This window comes from Caulobacter sp. CCH9-E1, from assembly GCF_001556515.1.
GTDB lineage: Bacteria > Pseudomonadota > Alphaproteobacteria > Caulobacterales > Caulobacteraceae > Caulobacter.
The window spans coordinates 1-18,081 of record NZ_LSJA01000057.1 but is presented as its reverse complement, the minus strand read 5'-3'; the positions used below and the strand labels follow the sequence as shown (position 1 = coordinate 18,081).

General features: G+C 65.0%; 19 protein-coding genes. 12 read left to right on the top strand and 7 right to left on the bottom strand.

Annotation, left to right across the window (positions count from 1 at the left end):
- Positions 1-36: 36 nt before the first annotated feature.
- The 4 genes from AX690_RS03205 to AX690_RS03190 form a co-directional block, all read right to left on the bottom strand.
- Positions 37-441 carry a hypothetical protein gene (locus AX690_RS03205; RefSeq protein WP_156449545.1) on the bottom strand — a complete coding sequence of 135 codons (405 nt, stop codon included), beginning with the start codon at positions 439-441 and terminating at the stop codon, positions 37-39.
- 176 nt (positions 442-617) lie between these two features.
- Positions 618-1,010 (bottom strand): hypothetical protein, encoded by a 393-nt coding sequence (locus AX690_RS03200; RefSeq protein ID WP_066681217.1) that lies wholly within the window; start codon positions 1,008-1,010, stop codon positions 618-620.
- Complete coding sequence (locus AX690_RS03195) at positions 1,007-2,329, bottom strand: DUF1173 family protein (RefSeq protein WP_197426770.1); 1,323 nt, start codon at positions 2,327-2,329, stop codon at positions 1,007-1,009. The genes AX690_RS03200 and AX690_RS03195 overlap by 4 nt, the downstream gene beginning before the upstream one ends.
- Positions 2,330-2,432: 103 nt before the next feature.
- Complete coding sequence (locus tag AX690_RS03190; RefSeq protein WP_197426769.1) at positions 2,433-3,617, bottom strand: acyltransferase family protein; 1,185 nt, start codon at positions 3,615-3,617, stop codon at positions 2,433-2,435.
- 378 nt (positions 3,618-3,995) lie between these two features.
- Between AX690_RS03190 and AX690_RS03185 the strand changes: the two genes are divergently transcribed.
- Positions 3,996-4,313 carry a hypothetical protein gene (locus AX690_RS03185; protein WP_066730274.1) on the top strand — a complete coding sequence of 106 codons (318 nt, stop codon included), beginning with the start codon at positions 3,996-3,998 and terminating at the stop codon, positions 4,311-4,313.
- Positions 4,314-4,347: 34 nt separating this feature from the next.
- Here AX690_RS03185 and AX690_RS03180 read toward each other — a convergent pair whose 3' ends face one another.
- Positions 4,348-4,560, bottom strand: coding sequence for a hypothetical protein (locus tag AX690_RS03180; RefSeq protein ID WP_156449543.1), 213 nt, complete (start codon positions 4,558-4,560; stop codon positions 4,348-4,350).
- On the bottom strand, positions 4,557-4,814 hold the full coding sequence (locus AX690_RS03175) for a hypothetical protein (RefSeq protein ID WP_066730272.1): 258 nt from the start codon (positions 4,812-4,814) through the stop codon (positions 4,557-4,559). The genes AX690_RS03180 and AX690_RS03175 overlap by 4 nt, the downstream gene beginning before the upstream one ends.
- 264 nt (positions 4,815-5,078) lie before the next feature.
- On the opposite strand from AX690_RS03175, the gene AX690_RS23180 reads away from it, so the two are divergent.
- The 11 genes from AX690_RS23180 to AX690_RS03120 all read left to right on the top strand — a co-directional run bounded on the left by AX690_RS23180 (position 5,079) and on the right by AX690_RS03120 (position 16,770).
- On the top strand, positions 5,079-5,267 hold the full coding sequence (locus AX690_RS23180; protein ID WP_066730271.1) for a hypothetical protein: 189 nt from the start codon (positions 5,079-5,081) through the stop codon (positions 5,265-5,267).
- Positions 5,264-6,136: a S1/P1 nuclease gene (locus tag AX690_RS03165; RefSeq protein ID WP_066730270.1), complete on the top strand. Its 873-nt coding sequence runs from the start codon at positions 5,264-5,266 to the stop codon at positions 6,134-6,136. The genes AX690_RS23180 and AX690_RS03165 overlap by 4 nt, the downstream gene beginning before the upstream one ends.
- Positions 6,137-6,221: 85 nt before the next feature.
- A complete protein-coding gene (locus tag AX690_RS03160) occupies positions 6,222-7,166 on the top strand; it encodes a toprim domain-containing protein (protein WP_197426768.1) in 945 nt (314 codons plus the stop codon).
- Positions 7,163-7,405 carry a hypothetical protein gene (locus AX690_RS03155; RefSeq protein ID WP_066730268.1) on the top strand — a complete coding sequence of 81 codons (243 nt, stop codon included), beginning with the start codon at positions 7,163-7,165 and terminating at the stop codon, positions 7,403-7,405. The genes AX690_RS03160 and AX690_RS03155 overlap by 4 nt, the downstream gene beginning before the upstream one ends.
- A complete protein-coding gene (locus tag AX690_RS03150; RefSeq protein ID WP_066730267.1) occupies positions 7,402-7,944 on the top strand; it encodes a hypothetical protein in 543 nt (180 codons plus the stop codon). Before AX690_RS03155 ends, AX690_RS03150 begins: the two co-directional genes overlap by 4 nt.
- 34 nt (positions 7,945-7,978) lie before the next feature.
- Positions 7,979-8,347, top strand: coding sequence for a hypothetical protein (locus tag AX690_RS03145; protein ID WP_066730266.1), 369 nt, complete (start codon positions 7,979-7,981; stop codon positions 8,345-8,347).
- 88 nt (positions 8,348-8,435) lie between these two features.
- Positions 8,436-10,601: a ParB N-terminal domain-containing protein gene (locus AX690_RS03140; protein WP_066730265.1), complete on the top strand. Its 2,166-nt coding sequence runs from the start codon at positions 8,436-8,438 to the stop codon at positions 10,599-10,601.
- Between the two features lie 129 nt (positions 10,602-10,730).
- Entirely contained in the window at positions 10,731-14,954 is a 4,224-nt protein-coding gene (locus AX690_RS03135; protein ID WP_066730264.1) for a strawberry notch-like NTP hydrolase domain-containing protein, read from the top strand.
- A gap of 111 nt (positions 14,955-15,065) precedes the next feature.
- Positions 15,066-15,965 (top strand): ArdC family protein, encoded by a 900-nt coding sequence (locus AX690_RS03130; RefSeq protein ID WP_066730263.1) that lies wholly within the window; start codon positions 15,066-15,068, stop codon positions 15,963-15,965.
- Positions 15,965-16,177: a hypothetical protein gene (locus AX690_RS03125; RefSeq protein ID WP_066730262.1), complete on the top strand. Its 213-nt coding sequence runs from the start codon at positions 15,965-15,967 to the stop codon at positions 16,175-16,177. Before AX690_RS03130 ends, AX690_RS03125 begins: the two co-directional genes overlap by 1 nt.
- Before the next feature lie 14 nt (positions 16,178-16,191).
- A complete protein-coding gene (locus AX690_RS03120) occupies positions 16,192-16,770 on the top strand; it encodes a hypothetical protein (RefSeq protein WP_066730260.1) in 579 nt (192 codons plus the stop codon).
- A 174-nt stretch (positions 16,771-16,944) separates the two neighbouring features.
- On the opposite strand, the gene AX690_RS03115 is transcribed toward AX690_RS03120, so the two are convergent.
- Positions 16,945-17,709, bottom strand: coding sequence for an IS6 family transposase (locus AX690_RS03115; RefSeq protein ID WP_006949122.1), 765 nt, complete (start codon positions 17,707-17,709; stop codon positions 16,945-16,947).
- Positions 17,710-18,081: the final 372 nt, after the last annotated feature.

The following is an 18,081-nucleotide window of genomic DNA, read 5'->3' as shown; positions in this document are numbered from 1 at the left end:
CGGCAGGACCTCTCGCCATTCTCGCCGCGTGGGTTCTTACCCCTTAAGCGAGACGGCGCACGGCGTCTTAGCGCCCGCGCCCAGAAGCTTCGGCGCGACCGCGTTGCCCTGGGCTCTCGCCCGCACAGTCCATGGGGCTTCGAACGAACCGGCCCACGCGCCTCTGCGGGCCAAACAGGCCTGCAGGGACGAGGCGCCATAAACCGTTCCGCGAACGCCAACGGCCAAGCCTTCGTCCACCAACACCTGAGCCAGGTCCATTCCGCCCGCCGCGCAACGTCCAAACAGGACGTTGCTCTGCGCGATCTCGCCGGCGATCGCGCACGCGACGTCTTTGCCCTGGATCAGGGACGCCAACCGCCGCGCCGCGTACTGACCGCAGGCTTCGAAGCGGGCGCCGCGCTGGCACTGCTGACGCCGATCCAGGACCTCGACGCCCATCAAAACGATCCGGAAAGCTCGGATCGAGACCCCTGACCCATCGACCACGAACGCCTCGGACGGCGAACGAGTGCGGATCTCCGGCGGGGGAGGGGGAGGGGGTAGAGCCTTAGGGCTATCGCCAGGCGCAGCCGCCATCGCCGACCCCATGAGCACGGCGGCGAGCCCATAGAGCATCATCGCAGAGGCCCGCCGTTCTTGGTGTTCGCCGCTTGCTCGCGATCTCGCAGAGCCTCAGGCGCTTGCGCGCTGATCAACAGAATCCTCTGGGTCCGAAGCACGACCGCCAGGTACGGGTAGGCCAACAACATCATCTCAAGGCCCGGCAAGGGGCCTCCGTAGACGAAGCTCGCCAACAGTCCGGCGCCGAATGCGCCCGCCATGGCGCCGCCAGCGTGAGCTTTGCGGCGCTCGATCGCGTCGATACGCGCAGCGACCGTCACCTTCCTCCACCACGCGTCGAACTGAAGCTGGCGCGCGGCGCCATGGAACCGCTCGAACAGCGCAAGGGCGAGCATCATCATGGCGCCGGTCGAAACGCCAAGGATCGCATAGTCCAACGGGTTCATGCTGCCGGGCCGTCCTCGACCCGCTCAGCGGACCGCGCGGCCGAGCCTTGCGCTTTGGACCTATATCCCGACACTCGACGCGCGCCGGGGGAGGGCAGAGCTGGCATATCACCCTGTTCAAGTCGCCAGATCCAGGCCGTCAGGTCGCTCTTTGATATGAGTTCCTCGAGCACCCGCTCGTACTCTTCGCCGACGCCGGACCTGACCACGTAGAGCGCCGTAGGACCGCCTTCAGCGTCCGGTACAACCGCCGTCGCCAGAGGCCTGGATGCGGGCATGTTGACGCGCAACCCCTTCACAAACCGATGGCGCGTCATCAGCTGTTCGAGCAGCTCGATCTCGAAGATGTCCTCAGCGGGAAGCCAGTTGCGGTTCACGAACATCAAGGTCAGCTCCTCCATGTGCGGCGCGCCGACCATGTCGATGCTGAAGGTGCCGAACACGATCAAATGGCCGCGGCGCGGATCGCGCGCATCGGCGCCTTCGTCGTCGGCTTTCTGAGCCTCCTTGAAGAGCGCGATCTCCAGGGCGAAACGTTTGCCCAGGGCCTTGGCCAGGTCCTCGGGCACGACGAAGGCGCAGTCCGGCGCGTGCTTGATCTTGAGCGTGTAGTCGTAGCGGCCGATGTCGAAGGCCTCGACCTCGGCCAGCAGCAGCATCAGTTCCTTGCGACCCTTGGACGAAGCCTTTCGAAGAAAGACCGCGCGCCGGCGCTTGCTGATCTCCTCGCGTTGCCCCTCGCGCCAAACCTCCGGAAGGTAGAGCGACTCTCGAAGCAGATGGCCCTTGGCCTCCTTGCGTTCGGCCGCCGCTAGCAAGTGGTAGCGCAGAACGTTCCAGTCGCGCTTGCCTTCCATGCCCGGTGTCCAACGATTGAACTCGGCCTCGGTCCACAGGTAGTGCAAAAGACCCCGCAGGCTGAGCTTCGATCCGCTGGATTTTACGCTATCGCTGGGCTCGCTGTCGGTTTCCGCCGGCGCGCGGCGGCCGACCCGGCTGAGACTGAAATCAAGCTTCAGGACAGTGGTGTCCTCGACCGGGTCCTCCGTAATCGCCGTGCCCATGACTTGGCCAAGGCCCGAGACTTCTGCAGGCGGCTCGTAGGCGCCACACATCGGATCGTGGTGTCGGCCGCCGCCGGGCATGCGCTTGACGAGGTAGTGCCCGGCGACGCGCGAAATATACATCTCCACGCCCTCTGGAACGCACATGCACCGCGGCCTGGCGTGTCGGCCGCCGGCGGCATAGGCCGCTTTCAGATGCGACTGCAGCTCGCTGCTCTCACGGGCCACCTCGACGCCGCTGACCTGATAGATCACCGAAGAAGACTGCGGCTTGTAGCTTTGTTGTGGAGGCATGACAGGACCCGCCAGTGTTTCAGGCGACGATCCCAATCCCCCTACCTTTGGCAGAAACCGCCCGTCAGGCCAAGCTTTGCCGACGTTCTTTGCTTTGCATGAGCTGGTCGGCGAGCCGATACGACGCCTGCTGGAACGCTTGCAGTGGTTTTCGCAGCGCGTTTGCTGCGGCGCCGTGTGCGATTACGGCGGCTATGGTGATGGCCAGAACGGCGGCGTTGCTGTCCGGGCCGAGCGGGGCTGTCTTCAGGAGCGGGTTGGCGATGGCTAGAGCCGTTCCGTTGATCAAGTAGATGTTGAGACTGTTGCGGCCCGCCCAGCCAGCGGCCTTTGATGCTGGGCTTCTCGCAGCGGCGACGCCTGCTCCAAGTATCGCCAAGGCGCCGCCGATCGCCGACGCCAGGAACAGGCGGTAGTCGCCGTAGGCGCCGATCGCCATCATGGGTGCGAACTGGCCGTTGAGACCGGGCAACGAGCACCATCCGGTTTTCGGAAGATAGCATCCCTTGTTCGCCGCTGTTGCCAGCACCCAGCACAACGCGGCCAGGGCGGTGACCTGCACAAACCGCCGTTTCGGCGCGTCGCGAAGCGCCGCGCCGAGCGCGTAGAACGTCAGGCCGGGTCCAAGATCCTTGAAGCTCCAGAGGTTCGGTGCTGTTTGCGGGCATAGTAGGGCCAGGCCTGTCAGCGCGACGACAGCGGTCGTTATGAGCCAGGTTCTTCCCTGCAACTTGGTCCAAAGCGCTTCAACGCCGGCGAGCGCGATGAGAAACCACAGACTTGGCGCGGAGAACCCTGTCCCTAGCACCAAGGGTCTTAGGATCAGCACCAGTACCGGTCCGGGGCTCGTCGGGTGGCCCTTAGTGGTCAGGAGAATGGCCGGTAGCGCTATGATGAGATGAGCCGTCATCGCCAGCACGACGAGTCTGGCGCTTCTGGCTTGGACCGCTTGCGGCGACGGCTTTCGGCTCAGGCCGGCCAGGACGAAGAACGCCGGGATGTGGGCGCTGTAGATCAGGCGCCAGAGGTCGAACGCGACCTGCGAAAACGCTCCGTCAGGGCGATTGTAGAACAGTATTTCCAAGGCGTGGCCGACGACGACCAGGGCGATGGTGATACCGCGAGCGGCGTCGATGCTGTTGTCGCGGCGGGTGATTTGAGGATCTGACACGGTCGTCTTTCGAGCCTGCAGCGCCTTTCGGCGGCAAATGGTCGACGATCCCTGCAGCCGTGATCGCAGGAGAACCAAACCTTGTCCAGACGTTCGTTGGCCGTGGGGTAAAGGGTCCGCGTCCAGGGGCAGATTGCAGGCCGAGTAGGGGAGGGCGCGCGCCGCCAAGGCGGCGCCGGGCTGCCGGTCTGGCGACCCGAGCCGCCGCCAGCGTCTCGGCCTCTCGGCGACATCCCTCACGCGCGCAGCCGGACAAGTGTTCGCCTTGATCTTGATCAAGACGGCCAAGCTTAAACGGCCGTGTTCGCGTGAGGCGGGCCAACGACATGCAAGCGGGATTGCATAACCGAGCGCTATCGCGTTAACTTCCGTCTAACCCTCGCGACTTTCGACCAACAAGGTCTTGGGTCTGAGGGCGCCGCAGACCTCCTCGACCGTCAACAACCGGAGCCCTCCATGCAACTTGCTCAGATCAATCCGCGCCTCGCGCGAATGGTCGACATCACCCTTCTGGTGCTGATCGCCATCGCAGCCCTGGCGTTCGCCGCCGCACATGCCGGCACCGACACGACCTTCAACACGACCCTGACCCGGATCACCGGCTGGACCCAAGGATCGCTGGGCAAGCTGGCTGCGGTCGCGGCGATCTCGACCGCCCTGATCGGGATGGTCCTGAAATTTGACTGGAAGCTCATCGGCGGCGCTCTGGGCGTCGGGCTGACGGCCGCTACGGGCTCCACGATCACCAGCGGACTGGTTACCGCGATCCTCTAGCCCCATTCGGATGCGCGGTTTTAGGGCGTCGCTCCTAACGAGCGGCGCCCTTTTTTACGCCCCTGCGCAGGGGCGCGCATGCGGCCTGTACTGTCACCAGGCCATAAAGCAGGCCGCTGATCGCCAAGGACGCGACACCGGCCGCGAAGGCCAGCGGCTCATCCCGACCATGCAGCATCAACAGCAGGCCGCAGCACAGGCCGCAGACGACCAATCTGTTCTGCGAGCGCACCATCACAAACCTCACGAGCCGCGCTGACGATCAAGGCGATCATCGTCACGACGCTGCATCCAGACCGCCCTAACGCCGGCGATCATGACGATGGCGTAGACGCCCGTCGGACCCAGAACCGTTCCGAGGCTCGCGCCGAAGGTGTGGGACAGTCCCAGCGTCGCGGCCAGGGCGCCAACCTTAGCCACAAGCCCCATCGCCGCGATCTGACGGTAGTCGCCAGCGGTCAAAGGCAAACGCGACAGTAGGCCGCCGAGTGCGGTGATCATGACATGCCTTTTCAGTTAACTTTCGTGCAAGCGAGCTTGCATGGATCGGCCTAAGGTTTCAATATGGCTTAGGAAGCGTGGCGCGCCTTGGTCTTGCGCGGATCACCCCGAGCATCGTCCAGCGCGGCTGGGTTTCGCCACGCTTCCGACCGGTTTTCTCGCGTACCGGCGACCCGACGCCCGTGAGCCCACGGTTAAGCGGAGCGCTTTCCCGAAACCTCGATCCGGCCCGCAGGCGTGGGTCGTCCACGGAGCGGTATCCTCATGATCGGACTGAGCGCCTTCCACTACGACGCCCCCGCAATCTTCCAGATCGGATGCGGCGCGGCGATCGCCTTCTGCGTCTTTCTCGGATTCATGAACCGCGAGAAGACCCCGGCCAAACCGGAGTTCGAAGACGGTCCGACGGATCGCGAAGCCATCCTTGCAGCTCTTTCGACGCCGGCGGAATGACCTTCAAGGTCGTCCTGGCGCTGGCGTGCCTTGTGGTGGTGGCCGAGCCGACCCAGGCGATGGCGTGGGGCGGGTCAGGGCACAAGGTGATCGCCCAAATCGCTCAAGCGCGGCTATCACCCAAGGCTCGCGAAGCCGCAAACGCGCTGCTAGCGGCCAGTGACGACGGGTCTGGACATGACTTCGTCGAAGCGTCGACCTGGGCCGACGAGGTACGCGGTCAGTCGGCGCAGATGCGGGCGCTGACCGCGACCTGGCATTACGCCAACCTCGACGTTGCAGGGCCCGTCGTTCGCGAGGCATGTCCCCAGGCGCCCTACGAGCGGGGCCTTGCCAGCGGCACAGGGCAGGGCGCATGCCTGATCACCAAACTCGATCACTTCATGAAAACCCTGGCGGACCCGAAACTCCCGGCCCGCGAGCGCGGTCTGGCGCTGCGCTACCTCATCCACCTGGTGGGCGACGGCCACCAGCCGTTGCACATGGCCGACAGCTGCGGTGATCGCGGCGGTAACGCCAAGCTGATCGAAACCAGCAGCGGCGAGGACATGAACCTGCACAGCTACTGGGACACCGGCGTGGTGCGCCAGCTGGGGCGAAACCCCGCAGCCCTGGCCAAAACCCTCAACAGCCGGATCAGCAAGTCTCAAGCGCGGCGATGGGCGAGCGACAACACCGCGACCTGGTTTTCCGAGGCCCACGGCCTGGCGGTTCGCTACGCCTATTCCGGCGAAACGAGCCCATGCCGGGTGGCATCCGTCCGGCGCCTGACACCGCAGTACGAAGCAGAGGCGCGCCGCGTCGCCGCCGAGCAGCTGGAAAAGGCGGGGGTGCGGCTGGCCGCGGTACTGAACGGGCTTCTGGGGTAGCCGGGAGAAGGGAAGGGCGTTTTGAGGCAGGCGGTTGGAGTGATGGCCGTCTCGAAACAACAAGGAGTCTGGCATGTCAGGACCGTTGAGCCTGATCGCGCGCACCATGCGGGGTGATGTCTGTCGCGGGGGGTGGCAGGCAAACATCCCAGCGCCCGGTCATTCCCGTCACGATCGATCCGTAAGCCTCGGCGTGAACGCCGACGGGCGGATCCTGATCAACGTCTACAGCACGAAGAACCAAGTCCGGTGGCAGGACGTGCGCCAGGACCTTCAAGATCGCGGGCTCATCGACGCGCTCGGCGTGCCGACTGGCGATGGCCGCATCCCTATGCGGGACACGGCCGAGTTCGTCGATCACCGCCAGCGGCGCGAGCGGGCGATGGAGCTTTGGAACCTCGGCCGCAACACGGCCCGCACCCTGGCCGAAACCTATGCCCGGTCCCGCGCGATCACCGACCCGCTTCCGGATCGTTCTTTCCGGTTCTTGGGCGAAACGCCGGTGGCGGTGTTCAAGCCGAGCGCCCGGCTGTTCAAGCCGGCGTTGCTGACCGCGATCCGCAAACCCGACGGGCAGCTCACCGCGATCGAGATCACCTATCTCACGCTCGGAGGACGGCGAGATCACATGCTCAAGATCTCGCGCAAGACCATCGGGGAGTTCGACATGACCAGCAGCGCGTCGGTCCATATCGATGACGTCGCCCCCGAAATGCTTGTCGGCGAAGGGGCGTTTACGACCCTGCATGCCCGCAAGCGCTTTGGCCTTCCCGCCCGGGCCCTGCTCTGCACCCGCAACATGCGCGGATGGACGCCGCCGCCAGGCGTTCGACGCCTGCTGATCGCCCGCGACAACGGCGAAGACGGTGAGCTATCGGCCGAGCGGCTTGCGAAGCGAGCGCGCGGCGCTGGCTTGAGCGTTGAAATCCTCGCTCCACCGGTTGAGTTCGACGACTTCGACACTTGGGGCCGTCACGACGCCAAGAGGGCCCTGGCCGACGCCATCCTACCAGACGATCTGGCCCAATGACCAACACCCGTCTCCGACGCGATCCATTCGGCCCGGACATGATCACCATCGCCCAGGGCCTCTGGTCACGTCGCCACAGCGGCGGCGAGCCCGGGTTCCTCCGAGCCATGGCCGAAGCCGACACCTCAGCCGCCTGCGCCCTGGACGAAGCCGGCAAGATCATTCGCGGCGCCCCCCGTTCCACCGACGCCCTGACGCCCAAGGCGTCGTTGCCAAACCGCCAAGGTATCTGCGCATGACCGCCAGCCATCCTGACCTTCTCATCTCGACCCGCGCCTTCATGGCGCCAGCGCCCCTGCAGGCGCGGATACCTCGGCCAGCGAGCGACGAGGACGAAGCCACCTTCCTTGTCCTTGAGGACATCGCGCGGCTGCATCTGGCGGCCTTCGTCACACGCCATGGCCCCCCGCCTCAGGCGGTCGGCCATCAAATCGTTCGGACCGGACGTGTCGGGGCGCTGCGGCCGCGCATCATGCTCTCGATCAGCGGGCCGCGGTCGCCCAAAGCTTGCGCCTGGATCGATGCGGCGGTCGCTGGGCTGGACACCTGGCAACAGGCCGGATGGGCCAATCCGATCGTCACCGAGCGGATCGGCGACCAGGTGATGTGGTGGACCGCTCCGCTCGAGGAGGCCGCGCTCGAAGCGGCTGAACGGCTCAAGCGACGCGGCGACGTCCAAAGCCTGACGAACCTCAGCGACCATCTTGAGGGCGGTCTGCCGCCGCATCTTGATCCTGAGCACCCGGCCTTCGGCTGGCGCTACCGCAAAGCCGCCTGACCTCTCTCGTCCTCGCAATCTGGAAGAGCTTCTGATGAGCCTCGAAACCCACGATGAGCCGCCGCAGGTGACCGGCTCGCGCCGGCCGCTCGGGTACAGCTTCTGGACCGGCGCTGTCTTAGCCGTTCTCGGCATCGCCCTGGTTCTCGCCAGCGGAGCTGGATCTCTCAGTCCGGCCAACGCGCTGCGGATGGTCTTGATCGGGGTCTCCCTCGAGCTGATCGCCATCCTGCTGCTCTTCTTGGCGGGCGCGCCAAAGCCATCCCTCCAGAGTCGAGGGCGCGGCGGACTTGTCCGCGACGTTATCGCCATGGCGATGATGGTCGCCCTGTTGATGGTCGGAGTGCTTCTGGTGTTGCTGCCCCTCAGCACGAACCTGGATTTGCTCATGAGACGCGGGTGAGCCCGGGGGAAAGAAGGAGGAAGGGAGGGGGAAGGCGAGCCTGACGGGATTGGGATGAACCCGGTCCGAGGCCACCAGGAAACTCGCCATGACCCAAGTCACCGCCGAAATCGCCGCCCTCGTCAGCATGACCGTGCCGCTCTGCGACATCGGGATCGCGCCAGAGAACCCCCGCGCGGATCTCCCGGCCGACGACGACATCCCGAACCTTGCCCAGACCCTGGTCACCGAAGACGGCGCCGGCCAGCTGGTCCCCCTCTTTGTCCGCAAGGGCAAGAAGAAGGAGAACATCTGGATGGCCCTCGACGGCCGTCGCCGTTTGCTGGCCTTCGCCTATCTCCTGGAGAACGGTCTGATCCAGAACGATCACGCCGTCCGGATCATCGTCTGCGAGACCAAGGAACAACAGGCCCGCGCCACGGTGATCCTCAACAGCGAGCGCGCACAGCCCCACCCCGCCGACAAGATCGAAGCGATCGCCAAGCTGCTGCAGAAGAAGATGAGCCCCGGCGACATCGGCCGCGCGCTGAACTATTCGGCGGGTGAGCTCAACAAGCTGCTGCGTCTGGCCACCGTCCATCCCCGCGTGCTCGAAGCCTATCGCGCCGACAAGCTGCGCGAGAACCAGGTCAAGCTCCTGGCGCGTCTGGACGACAAGAACGCCCAGAAGGAACAGGCTGATCGGGCTTTCGACTACGGATGGATCGACGAGGCGCGGGTCATGAGCCAGATCCGCGGCGACAAGACGCTAATCACCGACGCCCGCTTCACCGTGGTGACCCTGCAGGACTATCTGGGCGCCGGCGGCCGCGTCGAGCGCGACCTGTTCGGTGAGCACGCTGACAGCATCATCGACAGCGAGATCCTGGAATCCCTCTGGCAGGCCCACGCCAAGGACGTGGCCGCCGCCATCACCGGCAAGTATGGCGTCGAGACCTATGTCGCCGGCGTCGACCGCTCGGCCGTGATCCCCGACACGATGGAAGCGACCCGCAGCTACATCGACAGCTACGCCGTCGCCAACGACCTGAAGGCCGAGTTCAACTCCGAGCGCGCCGTCGTCAACGCCTTCGAGACCGAGCTCAACGCTGCGATCGCCGAAGGCGCCTACGATCCCAACCGCGTGGTGGAGTACCTGTTCGCCTATGCCAGCCTGCATACCTACAGCAGCGTGCGGCGCGAGATCGGCGCCATCACGATCACGCCCGACAAGGCGACGGGCTTCAAGCCGCTCGTGGCCCTGAAGCCCTTCGTGCCGGTTCCCAAGACCGAGGAGCAGCTTCAAGCCGAAGCCGAAGCCGCCGAGGCCAAACAGCGCCAGGACGAGGCCAAGAGCGCCTACACCGTGGTGACGCACGACCGCATCGCCACGCCGAAGATGAAGGTCGACACCGAAGGGCTCAACAACAGCCTGCACGAGCGCCGCACCGACGTCTCGACGAAGGCTCTGATGCGCGATCTGGCTGACGACCCCGAGGCCGCCATCATCGTCCTGGGCGCGCGCCTGTTGGTCGACACAGTCACCCACGCGTATGAGGGTGACTCGGCCGCGCGGATCAGCTGCAAGCCCTACGAGTCGCGGTTCGAGGTGATCCCGGCGCTTGACGGCGAGATCCGCATCCGGGTGCGCGCCTGGAAGGACGCGTTCGTGGCCAGCGGCCAACGTCCAATCACCTTCGTCGCGGGCCTGGCCATGGGCGACCGCCTGCAGATGATGGCCGATCTGGTGGCGCTCTCGCTCGATCTTCGCGAACACGCCACCCACAGCGTCAACAGCTCTCGTCGCGCCGAGGCGGCCGAGATCAAGACCCTGATCGTCCAGGACCTCGCCCAGCACTGGACGCCCGACGAGGAATTCCTGTCGGCGCACCCCAAGTCGCTGCTGATGGCGATGGCCGAAGACCTCGAGCTGGACACGACGGCCTTGGCCAAGTGCAAGAAGCGCGAACTCGTCCTTCAGATCGCCCAGGCGGCGGCCGAGAAGCGCTACGTCCCCAAGGGCCTCGACTGGTCGGACGAGGTGGTCGAAGCCGTCGCCAGCGACCTTGACGACGAGCTTGACGATGAGGACGGCCAGCAAGGCGGCGACGACGATGACCAATCGGTTTTGGTCGACGACGACGGCGAAGGCGCGTTCGAACCGGCCAACGATGCGCCCGAGAGCGACGATGGGGTTCGGTTCGACGACGACCTGAGCGACGAGCTGGACGACGACGGGCGTCACTTCGCCATGGACGACGACATCGCCGCCTAGACAACGGGGCCCTGGCGCACGCGTCAGGGCCCTTTCTATTCCAGCATTCGAAAGAAGAGGGGAGGGGAGGAAGACGCGAGCCGATTGAAGGGGGGGAAGGGTTTCTCCCCGCCGGCTGCGAGACCCGCCATGACGTCCTTGAGCCTCTTCGACGCCAACATCCGCAGCGACAAGGCCGCGAACATCTTCGCCGCCGCCAAATCGCTTGCCAACGCCATGGCCAAGAACAAGCCCATGGACCGCAAACTCGTCGCCTCGACGATGGCGATGTTCTGCGGCGGCACCGACGCCGATGGCCACTGGTGCTGGAAGGACGCCTATGACGCCCTGGAGACCGCCTGCGTTCTGCAGATCCGTCGCCATGGACCGTCCCTGCAGCGCCTCGAGGACGCGCCCGAAGAGATCTACGACCTTCTGGAGCGGATTTCCGCCAACAGCCTGTCGCACACGCGCCGCAGCGAAGAGCAGGTTGAGCTTGACCAGTTCTCGACACCGGCGGCGATCGCCGCCCTGGTGAGCTTGGCTGCGCAGATCCGACCCACCGACAAAGTTCTCGAACCCTCGGCCGGTACCGGCTATCTCGCGGTCCTGGCGGAGGTTTGCGGGGCGCAGCTGACGCTCAATGAGCTGGCCGACACGCGCGCGGGGATCCTCGCGCGCGTGTTTCCAACCGTCGAGCGCCACACCCTGGACGGCGCGCACCTGCCCGATCTCCTGAAGTCGGCCGGCTCGTTCGACGCGGTCGTCTGCAACCCGCCGTTCCAAGCCCTCAACGCTCACCTCCTAGCGGGTCTGAAATGCCTGGCGGACGGCGGCAGAATGGTGGCCATCGTGCCGGCGAGGGCGCTGACTGATCTTTCCCTGATGCGTTCGCTCGGTGACCAGGGCGCCGTGATCGGTCGCATCACCTTGCCCTCGCGCGCCTTCGCAAAGCACGGGACGAGCGTTGAGACGGCTCTACTGATCGTCGAGCGCCGACCCAGCCAAAGCCTCGCGCCGATCGTCGACACGCCCGAGGTCGACCAGATCATCGCCGCCATCAAGGCGCTGCCCAGCCGGCTGACGGCCAAACCCCGCCTATTCAGGACTTACACGCCCGGCGCCATCAGCGCACGTCCGCGCGGTCCGGGGGCTGGGGCCTCTCGCTTTGCTCTCTTTGAGAGCGTCGCGCCTATCGTCTACACGGCCCGCGAAACCCTGGGTGAAGCCAGAGACGTCGGAGTGTTCCAAGAATATCGCGTGGCGCGCATCGCAGCCGACGGATACCCCGCCCATCCGGCAAACCTGGTGGAAAGCACGGCGATGGGATCCATCCAACCGCCGCCGGCGACCTATCAGCCGATCATGCCGACCAAGACGATGGAGAAGGGCTACATCTCGCTCGAGCAGATGGAAGCGGTGATCTATGCGGGCGAGGCCCACAGCCGCTATCTGCCCGGCCGCTTCGCGCCCGTCGCTGACGAACCGTGGAATGTCGAGCCCAAGGACGACGCCAAGCCCTTCCGCGCGGGCTATTTCATCGGCGATGGGACCGGGGTGGGCAAGGGCACCGAGAGCGCCGCCATCATCATGGACAACTTCGCCCAAGGCCGCCGCAAAGCCATCTGGGTCAGCAAGAACGACGTCTTGATCGACGATGCGCGCCGCGACTGGACGGCGCTGGGCGGCTCCGAAGCCGACATCGTGCCGCACTCGAGGTTCACCCAGGCCGACAAGATCAGCGGCGAGATGATCCTCTTCACCACCTACGCCACCCTGCGTCAGCCTGGCCGCAACGGCGGCAAGTCGCGCATGCACCAGATGATCGACTGGGTCGGCGCGGACTTCGACGGCGTCATCATCTTCGACGAAGCCCACAGCATGGGCAACGCCGCCGGCGGCGGTGACGGCGCCCGCGGGCCTACCAAAGCCTCGCAGCAAGGCCGCATGGGTCTGGCGTTCCAGAACCTGCTTCCCGACGCCCGCATCGTCTATGTTTCGGCTACGGGCGCGACTACGGCCCGCAATCTCTCCTACGCGACCCGCATCGGTCTTTGGGGCGGCGCCGAGGCGCCGTTCAACACCCGCGAACAATTCCTGCAAGCAGCCGAGGACGGCGGTTTGGCCCTAGGCGAGGTTGTCGCGCGCGACTGTAAGTCCGCAGGCGCCTACATCGCCCGCTCGATCAGCATGGAGGGCGTTGAGATCGAGCCGGAAGTCTACGCCTTCACCGAGGCCGACAAGAAGCTCTGGAACGCCTGGGCCGACGCCTTCCAGATGATCCACAAGCACCTGGACGCAGCGCTCGAGGCGTCCGGGGCGAACGCTGACCGAAACGCCAAATCAGCGGCCAAAAGCACCTTCGCCTCGACGAGCCAACGGTTCTTCCTCGCGCTCCTTTCGGGGATCAAGGCGCCCGCGCTGCACAAGACCATCGCCGCCCGAATGCAGATGGGCCAGAGCGTCGTCATCCAGTTGGTCTCGACCAACGAGGCGACGCTAGATCGCCGCCTCGAGGAGATCGATCCCAACACCTGGCACAACGTCATGATCGACCTGTCGCCACGCGACCTTGTGCTGCAGTACCTCGAAAAGTCGTTCCCCGTGAACGCCTATCAGGTCGTGAGCGGCGCTGACGGCAAGGAGGTCTCTGTTCCGCTGCGCGACGAGCACGGCAACAACGTCATTTCTCAGGAAGCGCTGGCCCTGCGGGAAGGCGCCCTCATGAAGCTGGCCATGCTGCCGGCCTGCAACGGCGTGCTCGACTCGGTCATCGACAAGTTCGGCGCCGACGCTGTCGCCGAAGTGACCGGCCGGAGCAAGCGCGTGGTCCGTCGCAACGGACGCCTCGTCGTCGAACGCCGCAGCACCAGCGCCAACCGCGCCGAAACCGACGCCTTCCAGTCCGGCCGCAAGCGCATCCTGATCTTCTCTGACGCCGGCGGCACGGGACGCAGCTACCATGCGGCCGTCAATTGCGGGTCTCCGTGGCGCCGGGCGCACGTCATAGTTGAGTATGGATGGAGGTCCGACAACGCCATCCAGGGCCTTGGCCGCACGCATCGCACCAACCAGGTCATTCCGCCGGTCGTCATCCCCTTCGTCTCGGACCTTCCCGGCGAGCGGCGCTTTCTCTCGACGATCTGTCGCCGACTGGACAGCATGGGCGCCCTCACGCGCGGAGAGCGGCGCTCGAACAGCGGCGGGATGTTCCGCCCGACCGACAATCTTGAGACCCCGTTCGCGCGTCGCGCGCAGCTGGCGCTCTATCGAGCGATGATCACTGGCGACTGCCCGATGACCATCGACGAGTTCGAAGAGAAAACGGCGTTGAGCCTGCGTTCCGGCGAAGGCGCCTTGATGGACGCCGAGGACCTGCCCGAACTGCGCAAGCACCTCAACCGTGTGCTGGCGATGCGTGTCGAAGACCAGCACACCGTGTTCGAGACCTTCGACACCTTGCACCAGGCGATCCTCGACGCGGCGGCCGCCAAGGGCGACCTCGAGCGGGGCATGGAAGATCTGTCGCCGTCCAACCTGCAACTCGTGGAAGACGAGATCGTGCGAACCGATCCCCGGACCGGCTCGACCACCAGCCTCATGCGCTTCAAGACCATCGAGCCGATCACCTACGAAAGCGCAGAAGACGTCCTGGCGAGGCTCCCCAGCTCGCGCCGCCACGAGATCGAGTACCTGCGCAATGAGCGATCGGGCAACGTGGCCGTGGGGATCCTAGGCGTGGGCCTCATGAACGACCGCGATGAGTTTATTGCCGGCGTGCGCCTGATCACCCCAACCGACGCCAAGGTCATCACCCTGCAGGACTACCAGGACAGCGCCTGGACCAAGATCGACAAAGACAGCTGGACGCGGCTTTGGTCCGAGCGGGTCTCCACCCTACCGGGCGAGGTGGCCAACGACCTCTATCTGGTGACCGGCGCCATCCTGCCAGTCTGGCGCCACCTGGGACAGCAGTCGGTGCGGGTCCGACGCCTGAAGAGCCCCGACGGCCGACGCTGGCTTGGCCGGATCATCGACGAGGTCGGCGCCTCGAACCTTCGTCGGGCGCTTGGCCTCACCACCCAGGGCCACTACGCGCCGATCGACGTGCGCCGCATGGTGATGGAGCAATCCATGGCCGTGGAACTTGCCGAGAACATGTTCCTGACCTGCCGGCGGGTGATGGGCGCCCCGCGAATGGAGATCGAGAGCGACGGCGTCCACAACGAGGTCCTCAAGGACCTTGGCGTGTTCTTCGAGCTGATCGCCTTCCGTGCTCGCGGCTTCATCCCCACCGATCGGTTCAACGTGCTTGCGGCGGTGCTGCAGCGGTACCCGATCGTGAATATCCACGCCCAGCACATGGTGGCCTAACCAGACGCCCGCCCCGCCGAAGCGGGGCGGGTGCTTCATGAAAGACGAAGGGAGGGACGGCGCGGGTGAGCGCGCCGGGAAAGGCCTGGCGGCCGAAGATGGAGACCTCCGATGTCCACCGCCATGAACGACCTCGTCGCTGACATTACCAACCGCATCGCCAACGGCGTGGCGCCCTGGCGAGCCACCTGGTCAAGCGGCAACGCCGTCGAACCGCTTCGCGCTGACGGCAACCGCTTCACGGGGGTCAACGCGATGCTTCTGTCGATGGCGGGGTTCGAACGAGGCTACACCTCGCCGTACTGGTTCACCTTCAAACAGGCCCTGGCCCTCGACGCCTGCGTCCGCAAGGGCGAACGCGGAACGCCCGCCCTGCTCTACAAGCCCTTCAAGTCCGCCAACGACAACGACGACGATGGCCACGACGGCGGCGCGCCAGGGGCGCGCGGGCGAGCCTACGCGGCTCGCTACACAGTTTTCAACTGCGAGCAAATCGATGGCCTCGACGCTAAGCATCTCGCAACGCCGCCTGCGCCGCGTTGGACGGAGGGTGAGTTGCCGGCTCCGATCGCGGCATACCCCGCCAAGATCGTCTATGGGCTGCAACACGAGCCCTGCTACCGCGACGCTCAGGACACGATCTTCATGCCCCCGGCGGACCAGTTCGAGACGTTCGCCGACTACTGCGCCACCCTCGCCCACGAGCAGCTGCATCACACCGGCGCGGCCAGTCGCCTGAATCGGCCTTCGCTGGAGGACTACCATAAGGACCTCGAAGCCCGGGCCACCGAAGAGCTGATCGCCGAGCTGGGCAGCTACTTCCTGACCCTGCGCTGCGGAGTACCGTACTCTGAGGCGCTGATCGACAACCACGCGGCCTATCTCGGCTACTGGTCGAAGGCCGCCGAAAAGACGCCGAACGCCCTGGTGTCTGCGGCGGCGGCGGCGCAGCGCGCCGTCGATTATCTGTTGGCCCAAGCTGAGGCGGCGACCCTGCCGATGGCGGCCTGATGCGCCCGCTGACGCAGCGCCGCCGAGGTTCAGCCAGACGAGACCTTCGGTTTTCGGTCCGTCCTGAATGGACCGGCCACCGCAAACAACAGCGTGTCGTCCGCTTCTGCGGCGCCTATCTGGGCGCGGCGCCGACGAAATCCGAAGCCTGGCAGATCGCCCACGATTGGGCCCGCCAGAATCTCCCCAGCTATGCGGCGAACGACGCCTGAACCGGAGCACCCAAATGTCTCGCGACTACTACTACCACACGACGGTCACCCTACTCCCCGGCGTCACCCCGCACGACATCATCCGGTTGTGGCACCCGGAGGCTGACCTGTCGGTGTTTCCGGAAGGAACGGTGAGTTGGGAGCACTCGAACGGCCCGGCGTTCTTCTTTTCGGACAACGACCAGGTCATCCAAATCCTCGTCGACACCGAAGCCCATCACGGCTTCGCTGACGAGTTCGAAGACTTTCTGCTGGACCTCAGCGATCGTGTGGTGGGCGCCGCCCTGGTCACCGCCGCGGGAGAAGACCGCATCCTCTATGCTTATGGACGAGATCCTAAGGCGCGCACGAACGCCTTGGTGGCGCACCGTCGAGGGCTTCTGAACGAGGCCCGCAAGGCGCTGCTGCTGCAGGATCCCCGTGCGGACACCAACGAAGACGGCGTCCTGGACCTCGTTCAAACCCTCAAGGATCTCCTGGAGGAAGCCATCGAGGTCCACATCTACGGCAATGACGACAGCCGCCCAGCCGACTGCTCGTTCATTGGCGCGGTGGCCAGGGCGCAAGCGCTTCTGACCACCAAGGGCCGATGATGAAAGAGCCTCGACGCATAGCGTCGAGGCTCTTTGTCTGCAGCGCCTCGAAAGGAAGAGGGGAGGGACGGGGGAGGCGAGCCCGCCGGAATGGATCGCGCGAGCTCCAGGAAACTCGCCATGGCTCTGTTGCAAACATGGGGCACGGCCGCGCGGCGTCACCCAGTTGGGGGATTAGGCAGCATTGGCGAAATGCTTATTGAGCATAATCATGGTTTCGGTCAGGGCCGAGGGTCCAATTCCGAATGCTCTTTCAACCAGGCGCACCTCCCCCATGATACCTGGCTGCAGGCACCATGCCTGGGCCTGTCCTTTGCGTAGGGCGCGCATGACCTCGAAGCCCTTGATCGTGGCGTAGGCCGTTGGCATCGACTTGAAGCCACGTACCGGCTTGATCAGCATCTTCAGCTTGCCGTGGTCGGCCTCGAGCACGTTGTTCAGATATTTCACCTGCCGGTGCTCGGTTTCCGCCGCCAGTTTGCCTTCGCGTTTCAGCTCAGCGATTGCTGCGCCGTAGCTGGGTGCCTTGTCGGTATTGAGTTTGGCCGGCTTTTCCCAGTCCTTCAGGCCACGAAGAGCTTTGCCCAGAAAGCGCTTCGCCGCTTTGGCGCTGCGTGTCGATGACAGATAGAAATCAATCGTGTCGCCCCGTTTGTCGACCGCCCGGTACAGGTAGGTCCATTTGCCCCGCACCTTTACGTAGGTCTCATCCAGACGCCAGCTCGGATCAAAGCCGCGCCGCCAGAACCAGCGGAGACGCTTCTCCATCTCCGGCGCGTAGCGCTGCACCCAGCGATAGATCGTCGTATGATCGACATCGATCCCACGCTCGGACAGCATTTCCTCGAGATCACGGTAGCTGATGCCGTATCGACAATACCAGCGCACCGCCCATAGGATGACCTCGCCGGTAAAATGCCGTCCTTTGAAATCGTTCATCGCAACTGACCTTGACAGTACATGAGCCCAATCTTGGAAACCGTGTCAGAGTTTGCAACAGAGCCGTCCTTGGAACATGTATGTCAGAAGAGGGCGAGCGACATCGGCCACCGCCCGGATCGGGGGTGGATCTCGCGTCGCTCAGGACAATGAGGGGCCTAGTCGGAGACGACAGGCCGTTGCGGCATACGCCGGGACCCCGCCCATCGATGGATGTGTGAATACTTCATAGGACCCCCTGCCCGAATCGAACGGCTGTACAGGTAGGTGTATCGTGTGAATCTTCTATGACAGCCGGAGAAACGCTCGTGGGTATCTGTCCCCCGTCAGCGCCACTGGCACAGATTTGAGGTTGTGAGTTGAGGAGGATCT